Below are 15,184 nucleotides of genomic sequence, written 5' to 3' on the forward strand. Positions count from 1 at the left end.
ACGGCTGTGTCAAATCGACGCGAACAGCGATCAACGACAAGCGAGGTATGAGGTCTGAGCGTGTTGAGTCAGAAGTCAGCGCGTCACTCTAGCGAGAGTGTCCGTTCAGTTCTGTAGCGAAATTGTATTGCCGCCAATGAGCGGGGGACTCAGGGCGATGGGCTGTGCGCGCAAGCGAGGGGAGGCTTGCGCGCATACTGGCGGGGTGTTGCCTGGCGGTTCAGGCCTGGCAGTACGTCTCGTGCAAATGGCGCCACAGCAGTGCGCCGCTGGCCTGTTTCTCGAAGACCACCGTGGCGCGGCGATCGGTCTGGGTGCCGCTGTCGTCGATCTGATGTTCGCGGTAACTGACGACGGCGCCGCGTGCATGCCGGTCAATGCCGCTCAGTTCGCTCAAGGTGATCTTCAACCCTGGCCGCTGGCCGCCCAGGCGGGTGAACAGGTAATTGACCCCCGCGGCGTTCATGCGTGTGCCGGTGGAGGGCGCAATCATGCTGAACTCCGGCGAGAAGCGCGCGAGCAGCTTTTGCAGCGTGCCTTCAGGCGCCACCCCGGCGAACCACTGTTCGATCTCGACGTGGGTCTGGATCACTTCCTCGAAAAAGTCGCTGTAGTCGATCATTTACAAACTCCTATTCAAACCAAAGCGTCGCTTCAATACGTTTTCCAACAACCCTTTGGGCAGTAACGCCGCCATCAACGGCAGTGCCCGACTGCCATTGCCCGCGCGCAATAAGCGGGGCGGTGTCGGTTGTTGCACGGCGTTCAGGACCTGGCTGGCAAATCGGCTGGCCGGTGTCGGGTTGTCCTGGGAGGCCCGGGAGCGCGCGCGGATGCCCTCGCGCAACGGCCACCACGGCGATTGTTCGTTGATCAACAGCTCCGCCTGGGCCCCGGCGTTTTTCGCAAAGCGGGTATCGATTGCGCCCGGTTGCACTTCCATCACCCGCACGCCAAACGGCGCCAGTTCCATGCGCAGGGCATCGCTCAAGGCATGCACGGCGGCTTTGGAGGCGCAGTAGGCGCCAGCGAATGGCGTCACCAGCACCCCGGAAACGCTGCCGATATTCACCACCAGGCCTTTGCCGCGACGCAGCGCGGGGAAGAACGCCTGGGTCACGCCGACGATGGAAAACACGTTGGTTTCGAACTGACACTGCAGCGCCTCGGTGCCGCCATCGAGCAACGGGCCCATGGCGCCGTAGCCGGCGTTGTTGACCAGCACATCCAGCTCGCCCCACTGCTCGGCCAGGTGCTGCAAGGCGGCGCTGTCGTTGACGTCCAGTTGCACCGCATTGAAGCCGGCGGCGGACAAGCGGGCGACGTCTTCCGGTTGGCGGGCGCTGGCCCACACGTCGAAGCCGGCGGATTTGAAGGCCTCGGCCAAGGCGCGCCCGATGCCGCTGGAGCAACCGGTGATGAGTACGTTGGGCATGGATCGGTCCTTTGTCAGTCCGAGAAGCTGCCTTGCAAATGCTCGGCGCGAAATTCCAGGGTTTGCGGGCGGTAGCCAGGGCGCAACGGCGGGGTGGGCAGGCAGTCGTCCCAGGTGGCGCCGGCCTGCAACTCGCCGGGGCCGCGATAGCGTGGGGCAGCGTAGACGTTGTCGGCCAGGTTGACCGTATCGCCCGGCGCATAGGCAGCGACGCGCCAGCGCAGTTCGGTCAGCGGTACGTCGTTGCCGTTGTTCAGGGTCAGTTTCAGTGGGCGGTCGGCCGGGCAGTCCTGCGGGGCGTAGACAATGCGCAGCTCCAGGCGCGCCAGTTGCGACGCTTCGCGATTGTCCAGCCACACCACCCACACGGCCACCAGCCCCAGGCCCACAGCGGCGGCCAGCGATACGGGCAGGGCTTTGGCCGGGTAGCGCAGCAACAGGACCAGCCAGGTGATGATCAGGAGAACGCCGAAGAACATGGAGACCACCTCGAATAGGGAACGAGCATCCTAACTTAAGCGTAGGTGGGATTGGCTACCTTGAGTGCTGCGGTGGCCGGGAGGGCCTCATCGGGGGCAAGCCCCCTCCCACCTTTGATCTGTGAATACATTCAAATGTGGGAGGGGCTTGCCCCCGATGAGGCCCTCACAGCCAGCACAAATCCCAAACAAAAAGCCCCCTCCCACCTTTGATCTGTGAATACATTCAAATGTGGGAGGGGGCTTGCCCCCGATGAGGCCCTCACAACCAGCGCAAATCCCAAACAAAAAGCCCCCTCCCACCTTTGATCTGTGAATACATTCAAATGTGGGAGGGGGCTTGCCCCCGATGAGGCCCTCACAACCAGCACAAATCCCAAACAAAAAGCCCCCTCCCACCTTTGATCTGTGAATACATTCAAATGTGGGAGGGGGCTTGCCCCCGATGAGGCCCTCACAGCCAGCGCAAATCCCAAACAAAAAGCCCCCTCCCACCTTTGATCTGTGAATACATTCAAATGTGGGAGGGGGCTTGCCCCCGATGAGGCCCTCACAACCAGCACAAATCCCAAACAAAAAGCCCCCTCCCACCTTTGATCTGTGAATACATTCAAATGTGGGAGGGGGCTTGCCCCCGATGAGGCCCTCACAACCAGCGCAAATCCCAAACAAAAAGCCCCCACCCACCTTTGATCTGTGAATACATTCAAATGTGGGAGGGGGCTTGCCCCCGATGAGGCCCTCACAACCAGCGCAAATCCCAAACAAAAAGCCCCCACCCAAACCACTGCGGATAGGGGACGCAATGGCTTGGGCGAGGGCTTCTTGCAGGACTGTATTACTGCGCGATCGTTTTCACCGACACGCCACGTTCCACCGGCGTCGAGCGACCATAGATATCCTCAAACCGCTCGATATCGTCTTCGCCCAAATAGCTGCCCGATTGCACTTCGATGATCTCCAGCGGGATCTTGCCCGGGTTGCGCAGGCGGTGTACCGAGGCGATCGGGATGTAGGTGGACTGGTTCTCGCAGAGCAGGAACACGTTCTCGTCACAGGTGACTTCGGCGGTGCCGCTGACCACGATCCAGTGTTCGGCGCGGTGGTGGTGCATCTGCAGTGACAGGCACGCGCCCGGCTTGACCGAGATGTGCTTGACCTGGAAACGCCCGCCCATGTCGACCGAGTCGTAGGAGCCCCACGGACGGTAGACTTCGCAGTGGTTCTGGGTTTCGCTGCGCCCTTGTTCGTTGAGGGTGGCGACCATCTGCTTGACGCCCTGGACCTTGTCCTTGTGGGCAATCATCATCGCGTCCTTGGTTTCCACCACCACGATGTTTTCCAGGCCGATCACCGACACCAGCTTGCCGTTGCCGTGGATCATGCAGTTCTTGCTGTCCTGGATCACCACGTCGCCTTTGGTGACGTTGCCGTTGACGTCTTTATCGTTGACCGCCCACAGCGACGCCCAGCAACCCACGTCGCTCCAGCCCGCGCTCAGCGGCACCACGCAGGCGCGCTGGGTTTTTTCCATCACCGCGTAGTCGATGGAATTGTCCGGGCAGCAGGCGAAGGTGGCTTCGTCGAAGGTCACGGTGTCGGCGGTCTGCTCGCTGCGTTCGAGGGTCAGCACGCAGGTGTCGTAGATGTCCGGGTCGTGCTTTTTCAGCTCTTCGAGGAAGCGGCTGGCGCGGAACAGGAACATGCCGCTGTTCCAGAAGTAACCGCCGCTTTTGACGAACTCGACGGCGCGTTTTTCATCGGGTTTTTCCACGAACTGTTGCACGCGGCTCACGCCTTCGGGCAGCAGCGAATCGTTGGCGGACTTGATGTAGCCATAACCGGTTTCCGGACGGGTCGCCGGCACGCCGAACAGCACCATCTCGCCGCGCTCGGCGGCCACGGTGGCCAGGGCCAGGGCGCGTTGCAGGGCTTTCTGGTCGTCGATCACGTGGTCGGCCGGCAGCACCAGCATCAGCTCATCGCGGCCTTCATTGACCAGCATCATCGCGGTCAGCGCCACGGCTGGCGCGGTGTTGCGGCCGAAGGGTTCCATCAGGATGCGCTGGGCTTCCAGCTTGCGCACGCTCAGTTGCTCGTTGACGATGAACCGATGGTCTTTGTTGCAGACCACGATTGGGGTGTCCATGCCATCGAATACCAGGCGCTCCAGGGTTTGCTGGAACAGCGTGTGCTCGCCGGTCAGGGCCAGGAACTGTTTAGGAAACTGTTTGCGCGAAAGCGGCCAAAGACGTGAGCCGCTACCACCGGAAAGGATTACTGGGATCATGCTGTTTCTCCTTGAATCGATTTGGGTCAGAGCTACGAAGGTTTGTCGTTCCACTCTTGTTTTTGTCTCGGTCCGAACTGACGCCTCTGCCCTCTGTAGGAGCGAGCTTGCTCGCGAAGAACTTCCAGACACCGCGTACATCCAGAATGCCCGCGTTATCGTTGGCGATTTTCGCGAGCAAGCTCGCTCCTACAGTGGGTTGCTGTCAGTCCGAGAAATGTTTAGCGGGTCGACACGGGGCGTTTCACCCACACTGGCGACAGGCTTGAACCGGAGCCGGTGACATACAGCACCGCCGCCTCACCACGCTCCAGGGCTACCGGTTTCACGTCGCCGACTTTCTTGTCGCCGTCGTACAGCGCCAGGCTGACCTTCACCGGGTTGATTTCACGCTCGCCACGGCCTTTGGCGGCGACGGCCTTGACCACGTCGGTCTTGCCGTCGGCGGTTTTCAGGGTCAGGGCCTTGTCGCTGAGGTTCTGCACGCGCACCAGGGATTTCTGTTTGTTCTTGAACGGCGGTTCTTCGATCAACTGCGGCTGGCCGCTGCTGTTGTTGACCAGGGTGTAGTAGTGGTCGGCGGCGAGCTTGACCGACACGGTCTGGCTGCCCACCTTGGCGCTGTAGTCGCCGCCGGGCATGAAGCTGAAGTCGCTGCTGGCCAGCGGGGCGACGTCGCTCAGGTTGGTGGCGCCGACGGTGGCGCTGACTTCCTGATTGGAGGCGTTATAGACACGCACGAAGCTCGAGCCTTTCGGGGCGACAGGGCCGTACAAGGCGGCGTCACCGCCGGCGAAGGCGGACATCGATACAACGCTCATGCTGGCAACCAGGGCCAGGGTCTTGGCGAGACGACGCGGAGTAGTAGTGAAAGTCATGTGAGTTACCTCTCTTTCAGTTTTGCGCCCGTTCGGGCGTCTCGGATTTTGGGTGTTTAGCTGGAGTGTTCAGTGCCATGTTCTGTTGGCGCGCACCGGCTTGTTTGAGTTGCGCAACCCACTGCGGGTCGGCATCGCCGATTTCGTTGTTGACGGGCAGATAGCGTTCCGGGAACTCCCAGATCAGCACCTGGGGCGGGCGGTTCTTGAAGTCATCGCTTTTGAGGTAGCTGAGCATCGGCAGGATCGGGCCATGGCCGTCTTCGGCGTAGCTGATCACGTCGCTGCCCAGGGCTTGCTTGAGCGCCCCGACGAAGTTCCAGTTGGGGTTGGCGCTGTAGCTGGTGCCGACCAGTGCCACCGGGGTTTCGCTGTCGCTGAACAGCGCGTCGTCGCCTTTGGTTTCGGCCAGGTGCGTGACGCGTTTTTCCAGCGGCTCCTTGGGCGGCATCAGGTTTTCGAACAGCGGGTCGAGCGGCAGGAACAGGCGCAGGTCGCCCTTGTGCGGTGCGGTTTTCTCGGCCTCGGTGACAAAACGCTGCGGTTCGCCGCTCAGTGGGGCCTTGTCGGCGATCGCCTTGGCCAGTTGCTTGGCGGCGATTTCGGCACCGTCCGGGGTCCAGTGGGTGTCGGTGCGCAGGAACACTTGCTGGCCGCCGAGCTTGGCCTGTTGCAGCGGGCCAAGCAGGTCGGGGGCGAGGATCTTGTCGGCGGCGACACGGGCGTGGAAGTCCTGGTACAGGTTGGCGTGGATGCTCGCCGGTTTCACGTCACCCAGGTGTTCCGGGTACAGGCGCACCTTGGCCGGCACGATGGCGAGCACCAGTTGAATGCCTTGGGCCTTGAGCTGCTGGCGCACGCCTTCGACCAGGGCGTAGTTGCCCTCCAGGTTCTGCTCTTCGTTGACGGCGGGGTTGAACTCCTCGTCGCTGTACAGCCAGTGATCGCGGCCCAGCACCACGCCGGGGCGGCCTTCATTGAACAGCTTGTAGTCCAGCGCGGCCCAGAGGTTGGTGCCCAGGCGCTTGATCGGGAACTGTTCGTCGTAGTGGGTCTCGACGGCTTTGGTCCAGCGGCCGTTGAGCACGGTGGCGTCGGCATTGGTGCTGAAGCCGAAGAAACCGCGCAACGACCAGGCGCCCAGGGCGAGCAGCACCACCAGGAACAGGCTGATATAGAGGACGCGCAATGATCGGGTCATGGTCGGCTCCCTCAGAATTGGAAGTAAAGGAACGGCGAGAAACTCTGCGCCGACAGTTTCAGAATCGACGCCACGAACAGCAGCAGCACGGCAGCGCGCATGGCGTAGCGTGGCCAGTCAGCGGTCCAGTAGGCCGGTTGCACGGCGGCGTCTTTGCCCACGGTGAAACCAGGCTGGTGGATGCTGCCCGGGTCGTCGCCCGGTACGGCCTTGATCAGGCTCGGGTCGGCCGCCTTGGTTTTCTCGGCAGGGCGGTTGCTGTAGAAGTCGCGCAGGCCAAAGAACGCCAAGGTTGCATACGCCACCACCAGGGTTGCCACTTGCAGGCCAGTGAGGCTGGCGCGGTTGAGTTCCGACAGCGACCATTCGCCAAAGCTGAACATCGCGCCGTACATGCGCCCGGCGACGTGCAGGTTTTCGGAACGGAAGATCACCCAGCCCATCACCACCAGCAGGAACGTCAAGGCCCAGCGGATCGGGTTGAAGCTGCGCGGCGAGGTGTTCAGGCCGATGGCTTTTTCGATCGCCAGCCACATGCCGTGCCAGGCGCCCCACACGATGTAGGTGATGTTCGCGCCGTGCCACAGGCCACCGAGCAGCATGGTCAGGAACAGGTTGCGGTAGGTGATCAGCGTGCCTTTACGGTTGCCGCCCAGGGTGATGTAGAGGTAGTCGCGCAGCCAGGTCGACAGGCTGATGTGCCAGCGCCGCCAGAACTCGGTGATCGACTGGCTGATGTACGGCTGCTTGAAGTTTTCCATGAAGCGGAAACCCATCATCAAGCCCAGGCCGATGGCCATGTCGCTGTAGCCGGAGAAGTCGAAGTACAACTGCGCGGTGTACGCCAGCGCGCCGAGCCAGGCATCACCGGTGGTGGGGTTTTGCAGGGCGAAGCAATGGTCGGCCACCACCGCCAGGGTGTCGGCGATGAAGACCTTCTTGATGAACCCCTGCATGAACCGCGTACAGCCTTCGGAGAACTTGTCGAGGGTGTGGGTGCGGTTGTTGAACTGGTCGGCCAGGTCGCGAAAGCGCAGGACGGGGCCGGCGATCAGGTGCGGGAAGATCGCCACGAACGCGGCAAAGTCGATGAGGTTGCGCGTGGCCGGAGTGTCGCCGCGATACACGTCGATGATGTAGCTGATGGACTCGAAGATGTAGAACGAGATCCCGATCGGCAACAGTACGTGGGTCAGGATGAACGGCTCCAGGCCCGCCGACTTCATCATCACGTTGATGCTGTCGACGCCGAAGTTGGCGTACTTGAAGTAGCCGAGGATGCACAGGTCGACCGCCACGCCCAGCAGCAGCCAGCGTTGCGCCGGCTTGGTACGCACGCCGGCGGCACCGACCTTGAGGCCGATCCAGTAATTCCACAGCGTGACGGCGGCGAACAGCGCCAGGAAGTCCACTCGCCACCAGGCGTAGAACACGTAGCTGGCCAGTAGCAGCAGCAGGTTGCGATAGCGTTGCCCGCTCAAGTAGTACAAGCCGAGAAAGATCGGCAAGAACAGAAACAGGAACACATTGGACGAGAAAACCATCCCGATCTCTCCATGTTTAACCAACAGTCAAGGGCCGCAGCCCCCCCAAACCCCCCCCACGAATCCGGGGGGAGGTTGTATTGCTCAAATGTGGGAGGGGGCTTGCCCCCGATAGCGGTGTAACAGCCGCCATCTGTGTTGAATGACACACTGCTATCGGGGGCAAGCCCCCTCCCACATTTCTAACCGCGTTTCGTCAGCTGCCTTTGTTGCCTTTTTCGTGCGTCGGGTCGTAGACCTTGGTCAGGTCGCCCCCGAGGCGGAAGGTCTTGAACGGCTGCATCCCATGTTTGCGCTCGAGCACATCCGGTGCGCAGGTGTAGAGGGTGCAGAAGGGTTCAAGCCAGGCGAATTTCATGTCTTCCTTGAGGTCCTTCATGTCCTGCTCTTTGCCGTTCTTCTGCTCGAAGATCTGCGGGTCCTTGACCCCGGCCAGCACCTTGTCGCCCAGGCGTTTGAGCGCGCCGTTGTTTTCCTGGCGCAGGTCCACGCCGTTGACCAGGGCAAAACTGGCGATCATCGACAGCGGCGGCAGGGCGTAGTTGTGGTACGACAGCGCGCGTTGCTGGCGCTTCAGCTCGTTGGGCAGGAAGCCCTGGTCGTCGACCTGGTTGGCGCCGACTTTGTATTCCTTCACCGCCCAGTCAAACAGGTCGCGACGGTTGGTGGCGATGGACGTCGCCATCACCGACCAGGCGGCCCAGTAGGAGTGGTTGTTGGTTTTTTCCAGCGGCAGGTTGTCCCAGTCGCTCACCACCTGATCGGCCAGCCGGTTGAACCAGGCTTCGATCAGTTGCGATTCCTGCTGATGGTTGGCCAGCGGGTGCGAGTCGGAGAACTTCAGGCGCACATAGGCCGAGGCCATGCTGCCCAGCGCCCATTTGCGCATGGATTTTCCGGTGTGGTTGAAGTCCTTGGACATCAACGCGTTTGCCCGAGCCCAAGTAGCCAGCCAGTTCAAGGTGCATTCCAACTGTTCCGGGCGACCGTCGCGCATGAACTGCATCACGCGCTTGCTGGTGTCTTTTTCCAGCTTGGTGATGTCGGCGGTGCTGTCGCGAAAGGCTTTTTCCGACTGCACGTTCAGCGTGGAACGGGCCTTGTCCGAGCCTTCGTACTTGCTGCGAAACTGCAGCGAGCCGGTGTATGGCGCCGGCATGGCGTCGCAGCCGTCCTTGAAGTCGCCGGTCTTGAACGCTTCCACCGGGGCGAAATAACCCTGGGGCGGACGCAGTGGCGCGGCGGCATTCACAGAACCGGCGAAGATCGCCAGGCCCAGCAATGTGGGGATCAATAACTTCTGCATAGGTAACCTCATTGCCCGAGTGAGGCAGTCTTCTGACCGCCGCTTGGGAATACGTTGCGTGTGCAAATTTTCGCTTCGACTTTCTGCGCGGCAGCACCCGCTTCGGGGCCCTGCACTTCCACGGCCAGCAAGTTCTGCGAGGCCCAGTCTTCGTCGGTGCGCAGTTCAAAGGCGAAACGCCCGTCTGTATCGGATGTTTCGGGTTTTTCGATTTTGATGTCCTCGTGGCGCCCGTTCATGTACCAGAGGGTGGCTTGCAAGGTTTTCACCGACGGGTCGGCGAAGCGGATGTCGACCTGATGGTTGGCGTTGCGCAGGTCTTTGTTCGAACTGTTGACCAGCAATTCGTTCTTGCCGGGTTTCAGGGTGGCGCTGGCGCTCATCTGCGCGGTCTTGCCTTCGCAGCCGTTGTCCAGCAGCGCCATCATCTGGCGGTAGATGGTTTCCTGGTCGAGGCGGTACAACGGCGAGAATTCCCAGATCAGGATTTTCGGCGGCGTCTTCTGGAACTCGTCGCTGCCCAGGTACTGGATCATCGAGCCTTCCAGGCCGCCGCCGGGGAAGGCGACGTTGAGGATGTCGGCGCCGATTTCCTGTTCGAGGAAGCCGGCGAAGTTGTAGTTCTTGCCGCTGTGGCTGGTGCCGACCAGGGTGATCTGCGGGTTGCCCGAATCGCCGAACAGGTCGCCGTCGCCGGCTTCGCCCTTGGGCTCGGTGGTGAACTGGTCCATGTACTGGATCGCGTAGCTGGTGCCGCACAGTTGCCCGGCCATGTTGTGCAGGGTGCCGGTCTTGCCCATGCGCCCGGAGCGCTTGGTTTCGAATTCGCGCTTGGGAATGTCGGCGAACTCGGGCATCGCGCGCACTTTGGCGCCGACGATTTTCGCGGTGCGCTGGGCGCCGTAAGGGGTCCAGTGCTGGTCGCCGCGGAAGTAGAAATCGTGGGCCGGCAATTCATCGGGCAATTGCTCGTTGGTCAACGGCGACAGGTCCGGCACCACGTAGCCCATCTTGGCGAAACGGCCGAGCATGCTCTTGTAGTTGCCCAGGGCCTTGTCGAAATCGAACGCGGCTTTCTCTTCGGGGTTGAGCTTGTTGCGGTTCACCAGGCCACGGGTCGGCTGGTAGACCACCACCAGTTCCACGCCCTTGGCCTTGAACGCATCGTGCAGCTGTTGCATGCGTTTGTAGCCGGCGGGGCTGGTGTCGAATTCGGTGCGCAGGTCTTCCTGGGTACGGAACAGCCAGTCGCCCTGGGCTTGCACCAGGGTGGTGAAGTTCTGCTGGTAGCGCGTGGTGTAGTTCCTCGCGTCGTGGGCCGCCGGGCACAGGCTGCAGCACGGTTCGGCGCTGAAGGTCGGCGCCTTGATCTCGTCGGCGCGCACGCCCTGGCTGGCCGCGAGCAGGCCGAGGGTCAGACCCGAGAGGCTCAACAGTTTGATCATGTGTGGGTGCATAAGGGTCATCCTCAGTCCTGCATTTCGGTCTGGCGTTCGACAGGGTCGATCAGCACGGCTTTCTGCTGGCGTACCAGCAGGTCGAGAATTTCTTCCTGGCGATCGCCCAGCACGCCGGAGAAGCTGATGCCGCTGGATTTGGTCGGCGCCAGCATCGACACGCGGTACAGCTCGATACTCAACGGCGAGTCGATCGACAGCGGCCCGCTGCCGTTACCGGCCAGTTCGCCGCCGACCACGATCAGCGAGACCTTGGTGTCGAACGGGTCGAGGGCGATGTCGCGGTCGGTGTCGGTCAGGTCCTTGATGTGGCCGTAGACGCCGGTCAGCCCGTTGGCCATCGAGGTGTTTTCGTACAGCTTGATGTTGACGCTGTTGCGTATGCGGATGCCGTGGCGACGGTTGGCGATCACCTTGTTGCCCCACAACAGGTTGTCGCCGCTCTCATAGAGCGTGATGCCGTCGGTGTGGTTGCGGTAGATCTCGTTGTCGGCGATCAGGTTGTTCACACTGTTACGGTCGATCACTAGGCCCGAAAGCTTGTTGTCGTAGCTGCGGTTGTTGAAGATGAAGCTGTCGTTCACTTCCCGGGAAATGATGATGCCGTGCTTCTTCTTGGTGCCGTAGACGGTGTTGTCCGCGATGATCAGGCCGTGGGAACGGTCGTGGGGGTCGATGCCGTAGACGATGTTGTCTTTGTAGGTGTTGCCCTTGATCACAAAGCCTTCGGTCTCGTAGCAGTAGAAGCCGTACCACATGTCCGAGAACTCGGAGTCGATGATCCAGCCGGTCGGTTCAGGGCGCTTGAGCACCTTGGCCATGTTCGGCGTGTACTGGGAAATACTCACCCCATACGACTTACTGTTGGCATAGCCGAAACTGGCCATCTTGGTGTTGGCGATGTAGGTCTCGGTGCCGCCCCAGGCCAGCAGGAACGGGCGGAATTCCTGGGGCGACTGGAAGGTCGCCGGGCCATTGGCCTTTTCTTTCCAGCCGGTGATCTTGGTATCGCGCACGAACAGCTGGCCGTCGTTGATCAGGAACGCACCGGCCTCCTGGGACAGGCGCAGTTCTTTGGTGTGCTTGTCGATGTCGAGGATGGCCTTGCGCCCGACCACGATCGGCAACTTGGCGAGGAACACGCCCGGCGAGGTTTCGCTGAGGTACTGCTTGGGCACTTTGCCCAGCAGGTCCTTGAGGTTCATGTAGCCGTCGTCGATAAAGATCGCCTGGGGAATGCCGTGCTGGCGCACCACCCACTCGGCCATCTTGTTGTCGCCGCCGATGAAGTCCTTCAGCGCGTCTTCCTGCATCATCCGGCGGATGCTGATTTTGCCCGGCTTGGTTCTGACGATTTTCTTTTCCATCGCCGCGGCGGTGTAGCCCGACAGGTCCGGCAGGGCCGGCTTGGGCATTTCCAGCGGCGCGGTCGGCGGGCTGGAAATGGTGTAGGTCTTGGCCTGTTGCAGTTCTTTGGCGATGGTCGGCGCCTTGACCGGCTGCGCGGTATCGGCGAAGGCTGTGGTATTGGCCATCAGCATCGCGGTCACCAGCAAGCATCTGCCTGTGAAGGGGTGAGCAATCATTGCGCGGGCTCCCATCAGAACTTCCAGATCACGTCGACAAAGGCGCGATGCATGTACGAGTCGACCTGGCTGCCATAAGCGTCGCCCGGTTTGAACACGCCGGCACGAAAGCGCACCAGGGCCGACGGTTCGTCGATCGACTGGCTGAGCGCGGCCGGCAGCAGGCCTTTCTTGAAGTACTTGGTGACGACCAGGTCCATCTCCTGGCCCAGGTCTTTCTTGCCGTCTTCAAGGGGCAGGGAAGTGCTGGACAGGATCGCGCCGGTCACGTCGTCGGTGTTGTTCTGCACGGCGTCGATGCCGTTGCTGCCCACCGGCTTGTTGCCGTCGACGCGCCAGAACTTGTGGTACACCAGGCTGGCGTCGTAGTCCTCGCGCAACTGCCAGGAGCCGAACAGGCTCATGGACTGCATGTTGTTCATCTCGCCGCGGAACGCTTCGCCGAAGCGATGCAGGCGGGACTGGGTGCCGGTGAAGTTCGAACGGTTGCTTTGCAGGCCGTTCTGTTCGTACTCGGCGCTGGCGCGGGCATAGGCCGCACCCACTTGCCACTGCGGGTCGAGGCGCAGGCGGATACCCAGATCGGTGGCCCAGCCGCTCACGTCTTCGCTGCGCTTGGCGTTGCTCGGGCGGGTGCCGTCGGCGTTCAACGCGTTGACGGTGTCGCGGTCGCCCTGCATGCCGGTGACGCTGGCCCAGTAGTTGACGGTGTTGGTGTTGCGCCAGTTGTAGGCGTCGCTGTTGGCCTCGATGCCGAGCCAGGTCAGGTCGCCGTTCTCGCGCTTGTCCGAGGGGTCGATGGGCATGCCCGGTTCGGAATAGTCGAGCTTGCCGTCGTCATGGCTGTGATGGCCACGCAGGCCGATCCACTGGCCTGGCGTCCACTGGTAGGCGGCGTCGGCGTAGAAGTGCTGGCGGTCTTTTTCGTCGGGCGACAGCTCCTTGAGGTCGGTGCGGTATTCGCTGAAGCGTTCGGCGGCGCCGACGTTGGCCTTGAGCAGGGTGGTGTCGAAGGTCCAGTTCAGCGCTTCGATGTTGGTGTCGCGCCATTGGCCGTCGTCATTGCGCAGGCGCTGGCGGCCGAACTTGAGGATCTCGCCGGGGTAGGGCGTGAAGCCGCTGTAGCCGACCCAGAACTCGCGCAGGGCCAGGTAGTTTTTCTTCGCTGTGCGGTCGCTGTTGCTCGACTGCTCGGTGGTGTCATCCGAGGATTGCTGCAGGGTGTCGGTCTCGATGATGTCGCTCGAGGTAACGGCCTGGCCCATGGCGTAGGCGCTCCAGTTGCCGCTTTCGCCGTAGACCCACGGGCGCAGGTCGAGGCCGATGCCGTTGACGTCGCCACCCTTTTGGGTGCCGAGGTCGCGGTCGTCTTCGGACTGGCCGGTGACTTTGACTTCCAGGCCGAAGTTCTTCGCTTCGGTCAGCGCGGCCAGGGTCGGGCACGACCACAGCAGGGCGAAGGTCAGGCCGATACCGGCCTGCACGAATGGATTGAGCTTCATAGGGATTCCTCGCCGTCTTCTTCTTGCAGGGCGTGCAGTTGCAGCGTGCTCTGGGCCAGGGTGCCGCGCGCGGCCAGTTCCTGTTGCACCAGGCGTTGGCCTTCGGCGCGTTGTTCCGGCGTCAGCGGGGCTTCGAGCTGCGTGGCCAGGTCGTTGGCCTCTGGTGTGTCCTGGGCTTTAGCCAATTGGCTGAAGACATAGGCGTTCAATGGGTCGGGCTTGGTGCCCTTGCCTTGGGAAAACAATTGCGCGATGGCGAAGTCGGCGCTGTTCTGGCCGTTGCGCGCAGCAGTCAGCAGGTGGTCCAGGGCTTTTTGCGAGTAGACCTTGCCCAGGTAGCCACGGCGGTAGATCTGGCCGAGGTAGTAATCGGCGGCCACTTCGCGGCCCAGGGCTTTTTGGAAATGCGCTTCGGCGGCCTTGGCGTCCGCCGGCACCCACTTGCCATCGTAGTAGAGCTTGCCCAGCAACAGCTCGGCGCGCGGCTGGTCGGCGGCGCGGCCGTTGTCCAGGTACTTCATCATCTGGTCGACGTCGCCCAGTTCCGGGAAGTCGTAGAGCAATTGCGCCAGGCTGACCCAGGATGCGGGGTAGCCGGGGGCGATTTTTTCCAGCAGCGCCTGGGCGGTTTTCTCGTCGGTCTTGCCCAGCGTTGCGTCGCCCAATACGCGGGCCACGCTGTCGATGCGCTGTGCGGTGACGGTGCCGCGGCTGTAGCCGGCTTCCATTTGCTTGAGCAGTTCGGCCTGTTTTTCTGGCTCGGCTTTTTTCTGGTAGACCGTGGCCAGTTCGACGTAGCAGATGTCGGTGGTGTTCAGCGCGGCCTTGCAGATGCGCTCGACATCATCCAGATGCTGGTCGTAGGTGTCCTGTGTGCGATACAGCAGCACCTGGGCCAGACCGGCTTCCGGGTAACCGGCGGCCTGCCATTTGTTGATCTGCTGCTGGGCGTTCACGTTGGGGAAGCTGTGCGGGTATTGCAGGTACAGCATCGCCAGCGGGATCAGGGTGTTGCCTTCGCCATTGGCAAAGGCTTTTTTCAGCAGGCCTTCGGCTTCATGGTGTTCGGCGTCGGTGGCGCCGGGCTTGGCCACCAGCAGGCGCCCCAGGCGGGCCTGGGCGCGCGGAGAAATATCCGCAGCGGCGCGGTAAGTGGCCTCGGCCTGTTTGATCTGCGCCGGGTCGCGTGTGCCGACCTGGATATCGGCCAGGCCCACCTGGGCCTCGCTGTAACCCAGGGTCGCCAGTTGCTGGTAATTCTGCTGCGCGGTGAGCGTGTCGCCCCGCTTGAGGGCTTCGTTGGCCAGGCGCTGGTCGGGCAGACCGGCGCAACCGGCGAGGCTGACCGCAAGTGCCAGCAACGCGACAGGGCCCTTGTGGGAGCGGGCTTGCTCGCGATGCAGGCCGTGCGGTCCGTCAGGCAAACCGCACTGATCCCATCGCGAGCAAGCCCGCTCCCACAGGGATTGCGGTGTTTTCAGGAGAGTCGTCACAGGCATGTCCTCG

12 protein-coding genes are annotated in these 15,184 nt (G+C 62.1%); all 12 read right to left on the reverse strand.

Features of this window, described 5'->3' with window-relative positions; translation table 11 throughout:
- Nucleotides 1-220: 220 nt before the first annotated feature.
- Nucleotides 221-622, reverse strand: a complete 402-nt coding sequence (locus RGV59_RS10865; RefSeq protein WP_126586172.1) for a DUF4440 domain-containing protein — start codon at nt 620-622, stop codon at nt 221-223.
- Nucleotides 623-1,435 carry an SDR family oxidoreductase gene (locus RGV59_RS10870; RefSeq protein WP_017845898.1) on the reverse strand — a complete coding sequence of 271 codons (813 nt, stop codon included), beginning with the start codon at nt 1,433-1,435 and terminating at the stop codon, nt 623-625. It abuts the gene before it with no gap.
- A 14-nt stretch (nt 1,436-1,449) separates the two neighbouring features.
- Nucleotides 1,450-1,914: a multidrug transporter gene (locus RGV59_RS10875; protein WP_104903883.1), complete on the reverse strand. Its 465-nt coding sequence runs from the start codon at nt 1,912-1,914 to the stop codon at nt 1,450-1,452.
- An 838-nt stretch (nt 1,915-2,752) separates the two neighbouring features.
- Nucleotides 2,753-4,204, reverse strand: a complete 1,452-nt coding sequence (locus RGV59_RS10880) for a mannose-1-phosphate guanylyltransferase/mannose-6-phosphate isomerase (protein WP_046384632.1) — start codon at nt 4,202-4,204, stop codon at nt 2,753-2,755.
- Nucleotides 4,205-4,425: 221 nt separating this feature from the next.
- Nucleotides 4,426-5,082, reverse strand: a complete 657-nt coding sequence (locus RGV59_RS10885; protein ID WP_126586176.1) for an alginate O-acetyltransferase AlgF — start codon at nt 5,080-5,082, stop codon at nt 4,426-4,428.
- A gap of 16 nt (nt 5,083-5,098) precedes the next feature.
- The gene (locus RGV59_RS10890; protein ID WP_046384630.1) at nt 5,099-6,283 is read right to left on the reverse strand and encodes an alginate O-acetyltransferase; all 1,185 of its coding nucleotides are present in this window, start codon (nt 6,281-6,283) and stop codon (nt 5,099-5,101) included.
- A gap of 11 nt (nt 6,284-6,294) precedes the next feature.
- Nucleotides 6,295-7,827 (reverse strand): MBOAT family O-acyltransferase, encoded by a 1,533-nt coding sequence (locus RGV59_RS10895; protein WP_046384629.1) that lies wholly within the window; start codon nt 7,825-7,827, stop codon nt 6,295-6,297.
- A gap of 196 nt (nt 7,828-8,023) precedes the next feature.
- Nucleotides 8,024-9,133, reverse strand: coding sequence for a mannuronate-specific alginate lyase (locus RGV59_RS10900; protein WP_102618724.1), 1,110 nt, complete (start codon nt 9,131-9,133; stop codon nt 8,024-8,026).
- Between the two features lie 8 nt (nt 9,134-9,141).
- Entirely contained in the window at nt 9,142-10,590 is a 1,449-nt protein-coding gene (locus RGV59_RS10905; protein ID WP_126586215.1) for an alginate O-acetyltransferase, read from the reverse strand.
- Nucleotides 10,591-10,601: 11 nt separating this feature from the next.
- A complete protein-coding gene (gene algG, locus RGV59_RS10910; RefSeq protein WP_126586178.1) occupies nt 10,602-12,191 on the reverse strand; it encodes a mannuronan 5-epimerase AlgG in 1,590 nt (529 codons plus the stop codon).
- The gene (locus tag RGV59_RS10915; RefSeq protein WP_126586181.1) at nt 12,191-13,678 is read right to left on the reverse strand and encodes an alginate export family protein; all 1,488 of its coding nucleotides are present in this window, start codon (nt 13,676-13,678) and stop codon (nt 12,191-12,193) included. The genes algG and RGV59_RS10915 overlap by 1 nt, the downstream gene beginning before the upstream one ends.
- Nucleotides 13,675-15,177: an alginate biosynthesis TPR repeat lipoprotein AlgK gene (algK, locus tag RGV59_RS10920; protein WP_260473887.1), complete on the reverse strand. Its 1,503-nt coding sequence runs from the start codon at nt 15,175-15,177 to the stop codon at nt 13,675-13,677. The genes RGV59_RS10915 and algK overlap by 4 nt, the downstream gene beginning before the upstream one ends.
- Nucleotides 15,178-15,184 lie beyond the last annotated feature (7 nt).

Source organism: Pseudomonas sp. FG1, assembly GCF_034313875.1.
Taxonomy (GTDB): domain Bacteria; phylum Pseudomonadota; class Gammaproteobacteria; order Pseudomonadales; family Pseudomonadaceae; genus Aquipseudomonas; species Aquipseudomonas veronii.

Coding starts and splice junctions, on each gene's coding strand:
- RGV59_RS10865 (WP_126586172.1), bottom strand. CDS start 622: ATGATCGACTACAGCGACTTTTTCGAGGAAGTGATCCAGACCCACGTC.
- RGV59_RS10870 (WP_017845898.1), bottom strand. CDS start 1,435: ATGCCCAACGTACTCATCACCGGTTGCTCCAGCGGCATCGGGCGCGCC.
- RGV59_RS10875 (WP_104903883.1), bottom strand. CDS start 1,914: ATGTTCTTCGGCGTTCTCCTGATCATCACCTGGCTGGTCCTGTTGCTG.
- RGV59_RS10880 (WP_046384632.1), bottom strand. CDS start 4,204: ATGATCCCAGTAATCCTTTCCGGTGGTAGCGGCTCACGTCTTTGGCCG.
- RGV59_RS10885 (WP_126586176.1), bottom strand. CDS start 5,082: ATGACTTTCACTACTACTCCGCGTCGTCTCGCCAAGACCCTGGCCCTG.
- RGV59_RS10890 (WP_046384630.1), bottom strand. CDS start 6,283: ATGACCCGATCATTGCGCGTCCTCTATATCAGCCTGTTCCTGGTGGTG.
- RGV59_RS10895 (WP_046384629.1), bottom strand. CDS start 7,827: ATGGTTTTCTCGTCCAATGTGTTCCTGTTTCTGTTCTTGCCGATCTTT.
- RGV59_RS10900 (WP_102618724.1), bottom strand. CDS start 9,133: ATGCAGAAGTTATTGATCCCCACATTGCTGGGCCTGGCGATCTTCGCC.
- RGV59_RS10905 (WP_126586215.1), bottom strand. CDS start 10,590: ATGCACCCACACATGATCAAACTGTTGAGCCTCTCGGGTCTGACCCTC.
- algG (WP_126586178.1), bottom strand. CDS start 12,191: ATGGGAGCCCGCGCAATGATTGCTCACCCCTTCACAGGCAGATGCTTG.
- RGV59_RS10915 (WP_126586181.1), bottom strand. CDS start 13,678: ATGAAGCTCAATCCATTCGTGCAGGCCGGTATCGGCCTGACCTTCGCC.
- algK (WP_260473887.1), bottom strand. CDS start 15,177: ATGCCTGTGACGACTCTCCTGAAAACACCGCAATCCCTGTGGGAGCGG.